Source organism: Pseudomonas sp. GW822-FHT02G04 (genome assembly GCF_058802085.1).
The window spans coordinates 111,605-126,773 of record NZ_JBXANU010000012.1; the positions used below are offsets into that span (position 1 = coordinate 111,605).

At 60.8% G+C, this 15,169-nt stretch carries 12 protein-coding genes; 11 read left to right on the top strand and 1 reads right to left on the bottom strand.

Translation table 11 applies throughout. The annotated features are described in order from the left end of the window. Positions 1-84 precede the first annotated feature (84 nt). The gene (locus tag AC1RO5_RS16890; protein ID WP_493176367.1) at positions 85-4,725 is read right to left on the bottom strand and encodes a hypothetical protein; all 4,641 of its coding nucleotides are present in this window, start codon (positions 4,723-4,725) and stop codon (positions 85-87) included. Between the two features lie 196 nt (positions 4,726-4,921). On the opposite strand from AC1RO5_RS16890, the gene urtA reads away from it, so the two are divergent. From urtA to ureC, 11 genes are all read left to right on the top strand, one after another. Further along, a complete protein-coding gene (gene urtA, locus AC1RO5_RS16895) occupies positions 4,922-6,187 on the top strand; it encodes an urea ABC transporter substrate-binding protein (protein WP_007937152.1) in 1,266 nt (421 codons plus the stop codon). Between the two features lie 140 nt (positions 6,188-6,327). Beyond that, positions 6,328-7,830, top strand: a complete 1,503-nt coding sequence (urtB, locus tag AC1RO5_RS16900; protein WP_493176368.1) for an urea ABC transporter permease subunit UrtB — start codon at positions 6,328-6,330, stop codon at positions 7,828-7,830. After that, positions 7,830-8,909, top strand: a complete 1,080-nt coding sequence (gene urtC / locus AC1RO5_RS16905; RefSeq protein ID WP_493176370.1) for an urea ABC transporter permease subunit UrtC — start codon at positions 7,830-7,832, stop codon at positions 8,907-8,909. The genes urtB and urtC overlap by 1 nt, the downstream gene beginning before the upstream one ends. After that, on the top strand, positions 8,906-9,775 hold the full coding sequence (gene urtD, locus AC1RO5_RS16910) for an urea ABC transporter ATP-binding protein UrtD (protein WP_493176372.1): 870 nt from the start codon (positions 8,906-8,908) through the stop codon (positions 9,773-9,775). The genes urtC and urtD overlap by 4 nt, the downstream gene beginning before the upstream one ends. 137 nt (positions 9,776-9,912) lie before the next feature. Next, positions 9,913-10,611 carry an urea ABC transporter ATP-binding subunit UrtE gene (gene urtE, locus AC1RO5_RS16915; protein WP_493176373.1) on the top strand — a complete coding sequence of 233 codons (699 nt, stop codon included), beginning with the start codon at positions 9,913-9,915 and terminating at the stop codon, positions 10,609-10,611. Positions 10,612-10,641: 30 nt separating this feature from the next. Beyond that, positions 10,642-11,481, top strand: a complete 840-nt coding sequence (locus AC1RO5_RS16920) for an urease accessory protein UreD (protein WP_493176375.1) — start codon at positions 10,642-10,644, stop codon at positions 11,479-11,481. Positions 11,482-11,538: 57 nt separating this feature from the next. Beyond that, positions 11,539-11,841, top strand: coding sequence for an urease subunit gamma (gene ureA / locus AC1RO5_RS16925; protein ID WP_007937143.1), 303 nt, complete (start codon positions 11,539-11,541; stop codon positions 11,839-11,841). 9 nt (positions 11,842-11,850) lie between these two features. Next, positions 11,851-12,384, top strand: coding sequence for a GNAT family N-acetyltransferase (locus AC1RO5_RS16930; protein WP_493176377.1), 534 nt, complete (start codon positions 11,851-11,853; stop codon positions 12,382-12,384). Positions 12,385-12,390: 6 nt separating this feature from the next. Then, entirely contained in the window at positions 12,391-12,924 is a 534-nt protein-coding gene (locus AC1RO5_RS16935) for a GNAT family N-acetyltransferase (RefSeq protein ID WP_019582241.1), read from the top strand. Then, positions 12,924-13,232 (top strand): urease subunit beta, encoded by a 309-nt coding sequence (locus tag AC1RO5_RS16940; RefSeq protein ID WP_019650651.1) that lies wholly within the window; start codon positions 12,924-12,926, stop codon positions 13,230-13,232. Before AC1RO5_RS16935 ends, AC1RO5_RS16940 begins: the two co-directional genes overlap by 1 nt. Before the next feature lie 183 nt (positions 13,233-13,415). Continuing rightward, positions 13,416-15,116 (top strand): urease subunit alpha, encoded by a 1,701-nt coding sequence (gene ureC / locus AC1RO5_RS16945; RefSeq protein ID WP_493176379.1) that lies wholly within the window; start codon positions 13,416-13,418, stop codon positions 15,114-15,116. The last annotated feature ends 53 nt before the right edge of the window (positions 15,117-15,169 follow it).

Genomic DNA, 15,169 nt, shown 5'->3' on the forward strand with positions numbered 1-15,169 from the left:
TCATCGTCCTCATGCAGCACCACAGAGCCGTGCCAACCCGCAGGGCACGGCTCATCAAGCGCTCAGTTCAATGAATGCGGCGCTCTACAGTTCGTCATGGTCTGGCTTCGCCTCCGGTCGCACAGCCGACTTCCAGGTCGCATTCAGGCGCCCCCTGCGGTGCCAGTAATCATCGGTGTCCAATACTTCAAGCCGGCCGACGCCTGCGAGTCTGGCGAGATAGGCCGCGACTCCGTCCTTCGCCTCCTCATTTAAGAATGCAGTTTCCTGCGGCGAGAAGCTGGGGGTGAATTTGAACAGCGCGTTCCCACGACCGGTGAAGTAGCAACTGCCGCCAGAGACCCCGCTCTTTTTCACCACGTCCCTGCTGAACCACAGGTCCGCAAGGGCCAGATTATCCAGCAGCAATCGATCCGTCGCACTGGGGTCCTTAACGAACAGGTTGAAGCGTTTGTAGAAGTGATGAACAGCCACCCATTTGAAATCCTGCGGAAAAACCGGCAATGGCAACGGCTGCTCACCCGGTATCACGACCGGGGCAATCGGCCCGCCCGGCCCTGAGTAAAACAGTGCGGTGGCAGCGCCACTGTCGAGGCCGTCCTCAAGCGGCTCGACAGCAACGAACGAAGAAGATGCCTGGTGTATCAGGACGCCACCGAGATATTGCTGGCCGACGTACTCGCCAATCAGTCTTTGGGCCGAGCGTGCAGCGTCATCGGCATGTGCAAATACCGGCCCGAGCGCTAACCGGTTATCCCGCGCCCACCTCATCAGCCCGATACCGGTTTTGACACCCTGGGCATCCACCCTGAATGGCGACCAGAAAGCGCTGCGCACCACTGCCTGCAACTCACCGTTTGCAATCACTTTGCGCAAATACTCGATCAGCGATTCGTGCCCTGATTGCAGCACCTTCTCGTAGGCGACCGCGGCCTGTAACTGGGTCCACTCGGGGGCGCTGGCCTTGGGTTTGTATCGCAACAAGGCGCCATCGTCACAGGACACAAAGACGTTGAGAAAAGTAGTCACTGCCCCCGTGCGCACCCGGACAGCGTCCAACCCGTACATCAGATCCCGAGGCGAGATGAAACTCTGATGCAAGTCGTGCGGCAGTCGCCCCGCCCCGGTCGACGGACACAGATAGATTCCCTCAACGCTGTACCCCAGGGGTAATAGCCCATCGGGAAACACCTTCTCTACGGCGAGACCTCCTCGCCGCCCGCCAATTGGCAACGTTGTCACATACCGCTCGGCCTTCAGCGACTTGAGCACGAACCCGAACATCAATCCGGTTCGAGCGCCAACCGTTCGATGGACATGCCGTACGGCGTCGTCCATTTGCGTGAAGACCGGACTGAGCGCCGGATCAGCAATGGCCGACCGGTGCACTTGCGATGGGCCGCCCCCGGAATAAGCACTCCATTGTGACAACTGCCTGGCCTTGCCCCACAGCCGGCTACCCTCGATCACTTGCAACCTGCCAGTTCTTGCAACCTGATTGACGTATTCACTCGGGGTTAGCGTGCCATTGCGCATTTGCAGCTCTATCGGGGTATGTCTGCGCTGTAACTGACTGGGCGGGGCCAATGATCGCGCGAGTTGCTTTTCGGCAGCACTGGCGCTGAGGGTGTAGCTGATCAGGCTGCCATCGAGCCCCAGCAGATATTCCTTGCCGGGCGACAGCGATGGGGAAAGGCCTGAACCGGGCAGGATGTCCGCGAGAAAATCGGTGGAAAACATATTGAGGTACACGTCCCGTTCGCGGTTCGACAGCGCGAAGATGGGTTCGACCTGCACCCGGGAATGGTAGCGGGCAACGACTGAGCTTCCCGCCAGAAACAGCCCCTGTTCGATCAATTCGTCCAGACGAATCCAGCTGGCCGGGAAGTTCTCGACCTCAACGGGCACCGGCAACGTCGCGACAAACAAACCATCGGCCCGACGCAGCACCAGGCCACCGTAGATCCGCTCACGCCGCACGCCCAACTGCGTCAGCGCATAACGCACCGTGTCATCCTGCGACAGAAACACCGGGCTAAGGGCTCGCCGTTGTATCTGCACGTAAGGTTTCCAGTCGGACCCGACAATGCCTGGCTCGTCCCACAACTCACTGGTGCGCAGCACCCTCAGTTCTCCGGCCTTGGCGACCAGTTGAATGACGTTGGTATAGGGTGGCGTGCTGTTGACCAACATCGACCTCAGTTGCTGCAAACCTTTAGTGTCAAACCGGGTTGCGGTGGCCGGGTATTGATACCGCAACAAGGTCCCATCCAGGGTCGCGACAAAAACATTCAGGTCTTGAAAATGCGTAAGGCGTTGTGTGCCCTCGTCGTCATAAATCGCCGCCGCCAGTTCGGTCATGGAAACAAAATGTCGGGCAAACCAGGTATCCGCTGTCGATAACCCTTTAGGCATCCAGCTTGCCGAGTAATACAGCGCCAGAGTGCGAAACTCGTCGACCAATACGGGAGCGCCAAAATCGCTCGCCTGGTTCAATGCACCCAAGCGCCCGACAGGCACCGTTTCGGTCGCTACGTACTCTGCGCGGTCCTTGTGCTTAAGAATGAATCCCCAGCCCGCCGCAGCCGTGCGGTAGTCGAGCCTGGCTCGATGACGGGCGTTCAGCACGGCCTCTTCGGCGCTGGCAAAAATCGCCCCGAGCACCGGAGCGGAAACGCTTGCGGGAGCTGACTCATTACCCAGTACCGTTCCTCGCGGTCCCCACACATCATTGCCTGCTACCACACGCAATCGGCCGGTCCCGGCCAGCTCGTCGACCACCGCATCGGGCGCCAGAGTGCCGGCCTTCAGCTCCCGGTCGATCAGGGTGGAGCCATCGGCGAGTATGGCAACGCGCTCTTGCACCTTGTTGCGAGCGGCCACTTTCGATAAGTCGGGACTGTAAACCAGCAGGCTGTCTGGCGAACCCGAGAGGTAAAAATCGACAACGTGCGCACTCTTGGCGAGCACCGAGCGAATGTCTTCAGTGGTGAACATTTGCGCCTGCGTCAATTGCTCTTGTTCGTCGGCACGTTCAACGGAGTTTGAGTCGGCTTGCCATCGCGAGGCGTACAGGCCATAAAACGAATGCCCCTCGAGCAGCACAATCGGTGCGCCGGTAGCGTCGAGAGGGCAGAGCCAGTCCAGGGCAAACCGCGGCTGCGCGCCCGTAACCGGCTTGGTGGCGACGAACCGGTTGTTTCGATCCTGCAAAATCATCCCGACGAAACCTTGCTCACGCCGGCTGCCGATGTACTCATGCGCAAAACGTGCGGCATCGTCGGCCAGGATGAAAGCGGGACTCAAACGCCTCGACCTGGCATAGGGCTGCCAGTCGGCGCCAACGCTCCCGACAACATCCCACAACGCGCTGTCCTTCAGCACTGTCAGCTCGCCGGCTGCGGCCACCTGCTTGACGTAATCCGCGGGCTTGAGCGTGTCGGCCTTCAGTCGAGCGTTGAAGTCCGCGCTGTCCTTCAGAGGAACTTCACGCAGGTGCGCCGAGGGGCGGTACTGCAACACGGCACCGTCACGGGTTCTGGCATACACCTTCAGATAATCCGGATACTCCTGCCGGTAAACATCCCATAGCGAAAATTTGATACCCGCAGCCAACTCGTCCGGTGAAAAAAAACGTTCATAAAGCCAAGGCTCGCTGGTGCTCTGCGCTCCATCACTGTGCGATAGGAAAAAAACGCCGTGCAGGTCGAAATCGAGCAACCTTTCCAGCTTGTGATCAGGTCGCCTCGGAAAGGTTTTGAACAATTCTATCGCCACCTCCAGCTGATTGGAGAGAACCGGATAGGTCGCCATGCAATCTGAACTACCGGCAGACGTGACTACAAAACCCAGATACATACTGCCGGAGGTTGTGGAGACACTCGTTGCCGCGACTTCGATGGCTTTGTCCACTTGATCGGAGACGGCACAAAAAAAAGGCTGTGAGACGGGCCGGTTGTGTCCCAGGGCGGTACCAAGGGTCCAGTTCGCCGACACCTTTCCTCGTACGCCGCCCCACTGATCATTGGCGACCAGTACGCTCAGGGTGCCGGTTTGCGCCACTTTCTGAATCAGTTGTTCGACGTCGGAGAACGGTCCGAAAGCCTTGAACCCTTGCTCAAAGAGCTTTTTCTCTTCTGCCGGCTGAGTGGACTCGTATTTGATCAGCGAACCATCCGGTCCCGACAGATAGTGACGCTGGCCATAGGCGCCCGGGTCCTGCATGTGGGTCAGGACATGTCCTCTCGAAAAAAAGCCGAGGCTCAACTTGATTTGTTCGGCCGTCCAGCGGGGATGAGTACGCAGGACTTCGGCGTGACTGGCCGAATGGGACAGGTAATACGCCGCACCACTGTATCCAGTGGGGGCAAACAGTTCTCCGGGAGTCCCGGTAGACAGCATCGTGTCGAAATCGAAATGCCCCATCCTTCCCGCCACCGGCAATGTGGGCTGAAACTTTCCGTCGCCACGCTGCACGATCACGCCGCCGTAGGCTTTGTCACGGCGCGCACCGATCTGCCGGTGTACCCAATAGGCCGCATCATCGGCACTGATGAATGTCGGTCCCAGGGCAGGAAATCCGGCCGTCCCTCGAGGTATTGAAGGTGTGCTTATAGAGGTGCTGTCCATGCGCTGCTCACTTGATTGAGAAGGGATCATGATCAGGATCCCGGAGCGCCGCAGGTGGTACATATTTATCGCCCGCAGGGTTTCGGCTGCTGACACTGCAGGCACCAATGCTGCGCACGCCGATGCACTCACGCCTTCATCAAGCCCCAGTCTGGTGCGCCACCGGGGTCGCCGAGGGCTCTATTACGATGTTTCCCTGCCTTTGCCGTCCAGGCACAGCCCTTGCTAAAGACCCTTCAGTCGTCCGCATCTGCCAACCATAAAAAACTTTAACGTTCATGGAGATCGCACAATGAAGCGTCGCAGTTTGATCAAGGCTTTCACACTCACGGCAAGCATTGCCGCGATGGGCATGACCTGGACTGTCCAGGCCGCCGAGACCATCAAGGTCGGTATTCTGCATTCGTTGTCCGGGACCATGGCGATCTCCGAAACCTCGCTCAAAGACATGGCGTTGATGACCATCGACGAAATCAACGCCAAGGGCGGTGTGAACGGCAAGATGCTCGAACCTGTCGTCGTGGACCCGGCATCGAACTGGCCGCTGTTCGCTGAAAAGGGCCGGCAGTTGCTGACCCAGGACAAGGTGGCGGTGGTGTTCGGTTGCTGGACCTCGGTGTCGCGTAAATCGGTATTGCCGGTGTTCGAAGAGCTCAACGGCCTGCTGTTCTACCCAGTGCAATACGAAGGCGAAGAGATGTCGCCGAACGTGTTCTACACCGGCGCGGCGCCCAACCAACAGGCGATTCCGGCAGTGGAATACCTGATGAGCGAAGAAGGCGGCAGCGCCAAACGCTACTTCCTGCTCGGCACCGACTACGTCTACCCACGCACCACCAACAAGATCCTGCGCTCGTTCCTGCACTCCAAAGGTGTGGCGGACAAGGACATCGAAGAGGTCTACACCCCGTTCGGCCACAGTGATTACCAGACCATCGTGGCCAGCATCAAAAAATTCTCTGCCGGTGGCAAGACGGCGGTCATCTCCACCGTCAACGGCGACTCCAACGTGCCGTTCTATAAAGAGCTGGCCAACCAGGGCCTGAAAGCCACCGACGTACCGGTCGTGGCGTTCTCGGTGGGCGAAGAAGAATTGCGCGGCATCGACACCAAACCGCTGGTGGGCAACCTCGCGGCATGGAACTACTTTGAGTCGGTGGAAAACCCGGTGAACAAGAAGTTCGTCGATGACTGGAAAGCCTACGCCAAGAAACACAACCTGCCGGGCGCCGACAAAGCGGTGACCAACGACCCGATGGAAGCCACCTACGTCGGCATCCACATGTGGGCGCAAGCCGCCGAGAAAGCCAAGTCCACCGACGTCGACAAAGTCCGCGAAGCCTTGGCCGGCCAGACTTTCGCCGCACCGTCCGGCTACACCCTGACCATGGACAAGACCAACCATCACCTGCACAAGCCAGTGATGATCGGCGAGATTCAGGCCGACGGTCAGTTCAACGTGGTGTGGCAGACCGAAGGGCCGATCCGCGCCCAGCCGTGGAGCCCGTTCATCCCGGGTAACGACAAGAAGCCGGAGTATGCGGTGAAGAGCAACTGATTCACCCCGCTTAGCCTGATCGTTCCCACGCTCTGCGTGGGAATGCCTCAACGGACGCTCTGCGTCCGCTTTGGGACGCAGAGCGTCCCGGGCTGCGTTCCCACGCGGAGCGTGGGAACGATCAATACAGGACACTCGCTATGCCCACTGCCCTTTACCGCCTCATTTTCGCCCTCGCACTTTTGCTGCCGATGGCCGTCCACGCCGGCGACGCCGAAGACTTCGTCGCGGCCAATCCCGTGCAGCAAGCCAAGCTTCTGGAAACCTGGGCCGCGCAGCCCGATCCGGCCCGTATCGAACTGATCAACGCCCTGCAACAAGGCGAGCTGACCATCGATGGCCAAACCAAAACCCTGCGCCTGAACAATCGCCTGCGGGGTCTGATCGACACCGCTTTGGCCAGCCACCAATTGCTCGCCGCCGACGCCAAAACCCGTCTGAGCGCCGCGCAGCAATTGCAGAAAAGCGCCAAACCGGCACAACTGAAATTCCTCGACCAGCAGTTGGCCAGCGAACAAGACGAAAGCGTTCACGCCGCCCTGAGCCTGGCGTTGGCCAATCTGCAACTGGTCGACAGTGACCCGACCGTGCGCCTCGCCGCCGTGCGTTTGCTTGGCGAAACCGGCGACCCGCTGGCCCGCACCCGCCTCGAAGGCTTGCTCGAACCCGGCGTTGAAGCCGACGCCAGTGTGCGCACCGCCGCCGAAACCAGCCTGGCCCAGGTCAAACGCAAACTGCTGATCGGCGAAATGCTCGGCCAGGCTTTCAGTGGCATGTCCCTCGGTTCGATTCTGCTGTTGGCGGCCCTCGGATTGGCGATCACCTTCGGCCTGCTCGGGGTGATCAACATGGCCCACGGCGAGATGCTGATGCTCGGCGCTTACTCGACGTACGTGGTGCAGCTGATGTTCCAGCGTTTCGCCCCGCAAGCCATCGAGTTCTATCCGCTGATTGCGCTGCCGGTGGCGTTTTTCGTCACCGCCGCCATCGGCATGGCGCTGGAGCGCACGGTGATTCGTCACCTCTACGGTCGCCCGCTGGAAACGCTGCTCGCGACGTGGGGCATCAGCCTGATGCTGATCCAGTTGGTGCGGCTGGTGTTCGGCGCGCAGAACGTCGAAGTGGCCAACCCGGCGTGGTTGTCGGGCGGGATTCAGGTGCTGCCCAATCTGGTGCTGCCGTACAACCGTATCGTGATCATCGCGTTTGCCTTGTTTGTGGTGGTGCTGACCTGGCTGCTGTTGAACAAGACGCGCCTCGGTTTGAACGTGCGTGCCGTCACCCAGAACCGCAACATGGCCGCCTGCTGCGGCGTGCCCACCGGGCGCGTCGACATGCTCGCTTTCGGCCTCGGCTCCGGCATCGCCGGCCTCGGTGGCGTGGCGCTCAGCCAGATCGGCAACGTCGGCCCGGACCTCGGCCAGAGCTACATCATCGATTCGTTCCTGGTGGTGGTGCTCGGTGGTGTCGGTCAATTGGCCGGTAGTGTGCTGGCCGCGTTCGGCTTAGGCATCGCCAACAAGATTCTCGAACCGCAGATCGGTGCGGTGCTGGGCAAGATTCTGATCCTCGCGCTGATCATTCTGTTCATCCAGAAACGTCCGCAAGGCCTCTTCGCACTGAAAGGACGGGTGATCGACTGATGAACCAACCTCTGCTCGTTACCGCAACAAAGAAAGCCGGCCCCAAAGTCACCATTGCTGTCGGCGCGGTGATCCTCGTTCTGCTACTGGCGTTGCCACTGCTGTCGCTGTTGTCGCCGAACAGCACGCTTCACGTCTCGGCCTACACACTGACGCTGGCGGGCAAAATCCTGTGCTACGCCATCGTCGCTCTGGCCCTCGATCTGGTCTGGGGCTACGCCGGTTTGCTGTCCTTGGGTCACGGTCTGTTCTTCGCCCTCGGCGGCTACGCCATGGGCATGTACCTGATGCGCCAGGCTTCGGGTGACGGCTTGCCGGCGTTCATGACGTTCCTGTCGTGGACCGAATTGCCGTGGTACTGGACCGGCACCAGCAGCTTCCTCTGGGCCATGTGCCTGGTGGTATTAGCGCCGGGATTGCTGGCGCTGGTGTTCGGTTTCTTCGCCTTCCGCTCGCGAATCAAGGGCGTGTATTTCTCGATCATGACCCAGGCCCTGACCTTCGCCGGAATGCTGCTGTTTTTCCGCAACGAAACCGGGTTTGGCGGCAACAACGGCTTCACCAACTTCCGCAGCATTCTCGGGTTTGGCATCACGGAACCGGGGACTCGCGCGGTGTTGTTTTTCGCCACGGTACTGCTGCTGGTAGCGAGTCTGTTCATCGGCTGGCGGCTGGCGCAAAGCAAGTTCGGCCGGGTGTTGACCGCGTTGCGCGATGCCGAGAACCGCCTGATGTTTTGCGGCTACGACCCGCGCGGCTTCAAGCTGTTTGTCTGGGTGTTGAGTGCGGTGTTGTGTGGCCTGGCGGGCGCGCTGTATGTGCCGCAAGTCGGGATCATCAACCCGAGCGAAATGTCGCCGACCAACTCGATCGAAGCCGCAGTGTGGGTTGCTCTCGGTGGGCGCGGCACGCTGATCGGTCCGCTACTCGGTGCCGGCGTGGTCAACGGCATGAAGAGCTGGTTCACCGTGGCGTTTCCTGAATACTGGCTGTTCTTCCTCGGCGCGCTGTTCATCGTCGTGACGTTGTATCTACCTAAGGGTGTGATCGGTCTGCTGAAGAAAAGGGGCGAATCATGAGAGTCACTGCAACGGCTGAATTCATGCTCGAACCGGCCTTTTTCCCACCGCAGCCCAACAAGGACGCCGGCAGCAGCCGCGATGCCATCGGCCTGGGCCAACGCGTCGGCCCCGGCCTGAATACGCGCCACGGCACCATCCTGACGCTGGAAGACATCAGCGTCAGCTTCGATGGTTTCAAGGCCCTCAACAATCTGAACCTGTACATCGGCGTCGGCGAATTGCGCTGCATCATCGGCCCCAACGGCGCGGGCAAAACCACGCTGATGGACGTGATCACCGGCAAGACCCGCCCCAGCCACGGCAAGGCCTGGTTCGGCGAAACCCTGGACCTGACGCAGATGAGCGAAGTGCAAATCGCCCAGGCCGGCATCGGTCGCAAGTTCCAGAAGCCAACCGTGTTCGAAGCCCTGAGCGTGTTCGAAAACCTGGAGCTGGCGCAGAAAACCGACAAATCGGTGTGGGCCAGCTTGCGGGCTCGCCTGAGTGGTGAACAAAAAGATCGCATTACCGAAGTGCTGGAAACCATTCGCCTGACCAGTTCGGTCAATCGCCCGGCGGGGTTGTTGTCCCACGGGCAGAAGCAGTTTCTGGAAATCGGCATGCTGCTGATGCAAGACCCGCAACTGCTGCTGCTCGACGAGCCGGTGGCGGGCATGACCGACGCCGAAACCGAATTCACCGCCGAGCTGTTCAAGAGCCTCGCTGGCAAGCATTCGCTGATGGTGGTGGAACATGACATGGGCTTCGTTGGCTCGATCGCCGATCACGTCACCGTGTTGCACCAGGGCAGCGTGCTGGCCGAAGGGTCGCTGGCACAGGTGCAGGACAATGAGCGGGTGATCGAGGTCTACCTCGGCCGCTGATTTTGCGTTTCTGTAGGAGCGAGGCTTGCCCGCGAAGGCGATCTCTCGGGCGCCAAAAGCTTCGCGGGCAAGCCTCGCTCCTACAAAAGCAAAGGCGCGTCGAGAGTGGGATCGTATGACACAGAAGGAATTTGAAGATGCTGCAAGTCAACAAGCTGCACCAGTACTACGGCGGTAGCCACATCCTGCGGGGCCTGACGTTTGAGGTGAAGGTCGGCGAAGTCACCTGCCTGCTCGGGCGCAACGGCGTGGGCAAGACCACCTTGCTCAAGTGCCTGATGGGTTTACTGCCGGCCAAAGAAGGCGCGGTGAACTGGGAAGGCAAACCGATCACCACGTTCAAGCCGCACCAACGGGTGCATGCCGGCATCGCTTACGTGCCTCAGGGCCGGGAAATTTTCGGTCGACTGACCGTGGAAGAAAATCTGCTGATGGGCCTGTCGCGGTTTCCGGGTTCCGAAGCCAAAGAGGTCCCGGCGTTCATCTACGAGCTGTTCCCGGTGCTGCTGCAAATGAAGCAACGGCGTGGCGGTGACTTGTCCGGCGGTCAGCAACAGCAACTGGCGATCGGCAGAGCACTGGCCAGTCGTCCACGGCTGCTGATTCTCGACGAACCCACCGAAGGCATCCAGCCGTCGGTGATCAAGGAAATCGGCGCAGTGATCAAAAAGCTCGCAGCCCGTGGCGACATGGCGATTTTGCTGGTGGAGCAGTTCTACGATTTCGCCGCCGAGCTGGCCGATCAGTACCTGGTGATGTCCCGGGGCGAGATCGTGCAGCAGGGTCGCGGCGAAAATATGGAAGCCGAAGGTGTGCGTGGGCTGGTTACGATCTAACCTGCAGCCTTCTGACGATAATTAGACGATATGAATTTACCTCTCCCCACTGCGCTGTTTACCCCGAGCTGGCATGCCGAGCTGGAGCTGGGCTACGCCCGTTTCGGCGCCAGCACCCGCCCGGTGCAGCGCCGTCATAAAGGCCCGCTGCGGGTGCAGAAGCACTTGTATGCCGAAGGCCCCGAGGTGTGTCAGCACATCATCGTCCACCCGCCGGGCGGGATTGCCGGCGGTGATCGGCTGGATATATCGGCCAGCGTCGGTACGCACGCCTGGGCGCAAATCACCAGCCCTGGCGCCGCCAAGTGGTATCGCGCGGCCGGGCCGGCTTATCAGAAACTCGAATTGCGCGTTGGCGCCGGTGCTACGTTGGAGTGGCTGCCGCAAGAGACGATTATCTTCAGCGCCGCTCAGGCTGAACTCAGCACGAGCATTGATCTTGAGGCCGATGCCCGGTTGTTCTACTGGGACGTGGTAGCGCTGGGTCGCCCGGCCAGTGGCGAGCGCTTCGACCTCGGGCACTTCCAGGCCCACCTGGACATTCGCCGCGACGGCCAGTTGCTCTGGCACGAACGCCAGCGCATTGTCGGGGCTGACGGTTTGCTCGATTCGCCGATCGGGCTGGATGGGCAACCGGTGTTTGCGACGTTGCTGGTGACGGGGGAAATTGATAGCGAATTGCTGGAGAAGTGCCGCTCGCTACCCAATGAGGTGCGCGGGGATCTGACGCAACTGCCGGGCCTTTTGGTCGCTCGATGCCTGGCCAGCGAGGCGCTGTTAGCACGGGGTTGGTTGATTGATTTGTGGCGATTGCTCAGGCCTGCGTTGCTTGGCCGCGAAGCCGTCCCACCCAGAATATGGGCCACCTGAATACGATCCACCCTGCACGATGCAAGATTTTTTAACTGCCGATTATGGATTTCTACGATGGACCTGACCCCACGCGAAAAAGACAAGCTGCTGATCTTCACCGCCGGCCTCGTGGCCGAGCGGCGTTTGGCTCGCGGCGTGAAACTCAATTACCCGGAGGCCATGGCCTACATTTCCGCGGCGCTGCTCGAAGGCGCGCGTGACGGCCAGACCGTGGCCGAGCTGATGCACTACGGCACCACCCTGCTCAGCCGCGAACAAGTGATGGAAGGCATCCCGGAAATGATCCCGGAGATCCAGGTCGAAGCGACGTTTCCCGACGGCACCAAACTGGTCACCGTTCACCAACCGATCGCCTGAGGCCGCGCCATGACTTACCACATCCGCGATGCGCTGCACGCCGATCTGCCGGCGATCCGCGACATCTACAACGATGCCGTGCTCCACACCACGGCGATCTGGAACGAGCAGGCCGTAGACCTGGGCAACCGCCAGGCCTGGTTCAGCGCCCGGCAGGCCCAGGGCTATCCGATCCTGGTGATTGTCGACGGCGACGACAACGTACTCGGCTACGCTTCATTCGGTGACTGGCGGCCGTTCGACGGGTTCCGCCATACGGTCGAGCACTCGGTGTATGTGCGCAACGACCAGCGCGGCAACGGCCTCGGCCCGCGCCTGATGGAAGCGCTGATCGAACGCGCCAAAGGCTGCAACAAACACGTGATGGTCGCCGCCATCGAAAGCGGTAATGGCGCCTCGATCCGGCTGCACGATCGGGCCGGTTTTGTCGTCACCGGCCAAATGCCGCAGGTGGGTACCAAGTTCGGCCGCTGGCTGGACCTGACCTTCATGCAACTGATCCTCGACCCAGGCGCAATGCCACCTGGTCCCCACAAGGAGTGATACCCCATGAACGCCGCCCAACTGCGACGCGTCAACGTTGAAAGCTTTGCGCACTATCGTCAGGGATTGATTGATCTGCTGCTCGACGCCGTCGGCTATGGCGCCAGCGTCGGGTTCATGGCGGATCTGGACGCCACCCAGGCCCGAGCCCATTTCGATGAAGTCCAGGACAACCTGAACAAAGGCAACGTGCTGCTGTGGGTGGTGGTCAAGGACGAACAGGTGCAGGCCAGCGTACAACTGAACCTGTGCCAGAAAGCCAATGGGCTGAACCGCGCCGAAGTGCAGAAACTGCTGGTGCGTGAACACGCCCGTCGTCGCGGCCTGGGCCAGCAGTTGATGAATGCCCTTGAGCTTACGGCCCGCCAGCACAAGCGCGGCATGCTTTACCTCGACACCGAGGCCGGCTCCCCCGCCGAAGACTTCTACAAGGCCCTGGGTTACACCCGTGCCGGCGAAATTCCGGACTACGCCTGCGACCCGAACGGGCGCTACAAACCGACCGCCCTCTACTACAAGATTCTCCAAGGAGCCCAGTGATGATTCCCGGTGAGTACCAGATCCAGTCCGGCGACATCGAGCTTAACGTGGGCCGACGCACTCTCAGCCTGAAGGTGGCCAACAGCGGCGATCGGCCGATCCAGGTCGGCTCGCATTATCACTTCTTCGAAACCAACGACGCGCTGACCTTCGACCGCGCCGCCAGCCGTGGCATGCGCCTGAACATCCCCGCCGGCACCGCGGTGCGCTTCGAACCGGGGCAGAGCCGCGAGGTCGAGCTAGTGGACCTGGCCGGGCATCGCCGGGTGTTCGGGTTTGCCGGCAGGATCATGGGCGACCTCGACTGATATGCAACCCTGTGGCGAGGGAGCTTGCTCCCGCTCGAGTGCGAAGCGCTCGCAACACAGCTGGTGCGATCTATCTGAATAACCGGAGCGGCAGATTTTACGACTGCTGCGCAGCCGAACGGGAGCAAGCTCCCTCGCCACAATGGACCGCGGACTGCCGCACCTCACTTTCAAGGCAAGCACATGAAAATTTCCCGTCAAGCCTACGCCGACATGTTCGGCCCCACCGTCGGTGACAAGGTCCGTCTGGCCGACACCGAACTGTGGATCGAAGTAGAAAAGGACTTCACCACCTACGGCGAAGAGGTGAAATTCGGTGGCGGTAAAGTCATTCGCGACGGCCAGGGCCAAAGCCAATTATTGGCACGCGATGTCGTCGATACCCTGATCACCAACGCGCTGATCATCGACCACTGGGGCATCGTCAAAGCCGACGTCGGCCTCAAGGACGGACGCATCGCGGCCATCGGCAAGGCCGGCAACCCGGACATCCAGCCCAACGTCACCATCGCGGTCGGCGCCAGCACCGAAGTGATCGCCGGTGAAGGCATGATCCTCACCGCCGGCGGCATCGACACGCACATCCACTTTATCTGCCCACAGCAGATCGAAGAAGCGCTGATGAGCGGCGTCACCACCATGATCGGTGGCGGCACGGGACCGGCCACCGGCACCAACGCCACCACCTGCACGTCAGGGCCGTGGCACCTGGCGCGCATGCTCCAGGCCGCCGATGCGTTCCCGATGAACATCGGCCTCACCGGCAAGGGCAACGCCAGCCTGCCGGAACCCTTGATCGAGCAGGTCAAGGCCGGCGCCATCGGCCTCAAGCTGCACGAAGACTGGGGCACCACCCCGGCGAGCATCGACAATTGCCTGACCGTGGCTGACCAGTACGATGTGCAGGTGGCGATTCACACCGACACCCTCAACGAGTCCGGCTTCGTCGAAACCACCCTCGCCGCCTTCAAGGGCCGCACCATCCACACCTACCACACCGAAGGTGCCGGTGGCGGTCATGCGCCGGACATCATCAAGGCCTGCGGTTTCGCCAACGTGCTGCCGAGCTCGACCAACCCGACCCGGCCGTTCACCCGCAACACCATCGACGAACACCTCGACATGCTGATGGTCTGCCACCACCTGGACCCGAGCATTGCCGAAGACGTGGCCTTCGCCGAAAGCCGCATCCGCCGCGAAACCATCGCCGCCGAAGACATCCTGCACGACCTCGGCGCTTTCTCGATGATCAGCTCCGACAGCCAGGCCATGGGTCGCGTCGGCGAAGTCATCACGCGCACCTGGCAGACCGCTGACAAAATGAAAAAACAGCGCGGTCCGCTACCCCAGGACGGTGAAGGCAACGACAACTTCCGCGCCAAACGCTACATCGCCAAGTACACGATCAACCCGGCGATCACCCACGGCATCAGCCATGAAGTGGGCTCGATCGAAGTCGGCAAGTGGGCGGATCTGGTGCTCTGGCGTCCAGCATTTTTCGGGGTAAAGCCGACGTTGATCCTCAAGGGCGGTGCCATTGCGGCCAGCCTGATGGGCGATGCCAACGCGTCGATCCCGACGCCGCAACCGGTGCACTACCGCCCGATGTTCGCCAGCTACGGCGGCTCACTGCACGCCACCAGCCTGACCTTTATCAGCCAGGCGGCACAGGAAGCCGGTTTGCCCGAAGCCCTGGGCCTGAAGAAGAAAATCGCCGTGGTCAAAGGCTGCCGCGATGTGCAGAAAACCGATTTGATCCACAACGATTACCTGCCGAACATTGACGTTGACCCGCAGACTTATCAGGTTAAGGCCGACGGTGTTTTACTCTGGTGCGAACCAGCGGATGTGTTGCCGATGGCTCAGCGTTACTTCCTGTTTTGAGATTCGGTCAGGCATAAACCCGGCACGAGGGGTGTCATTCTTCGTGCCGGGTT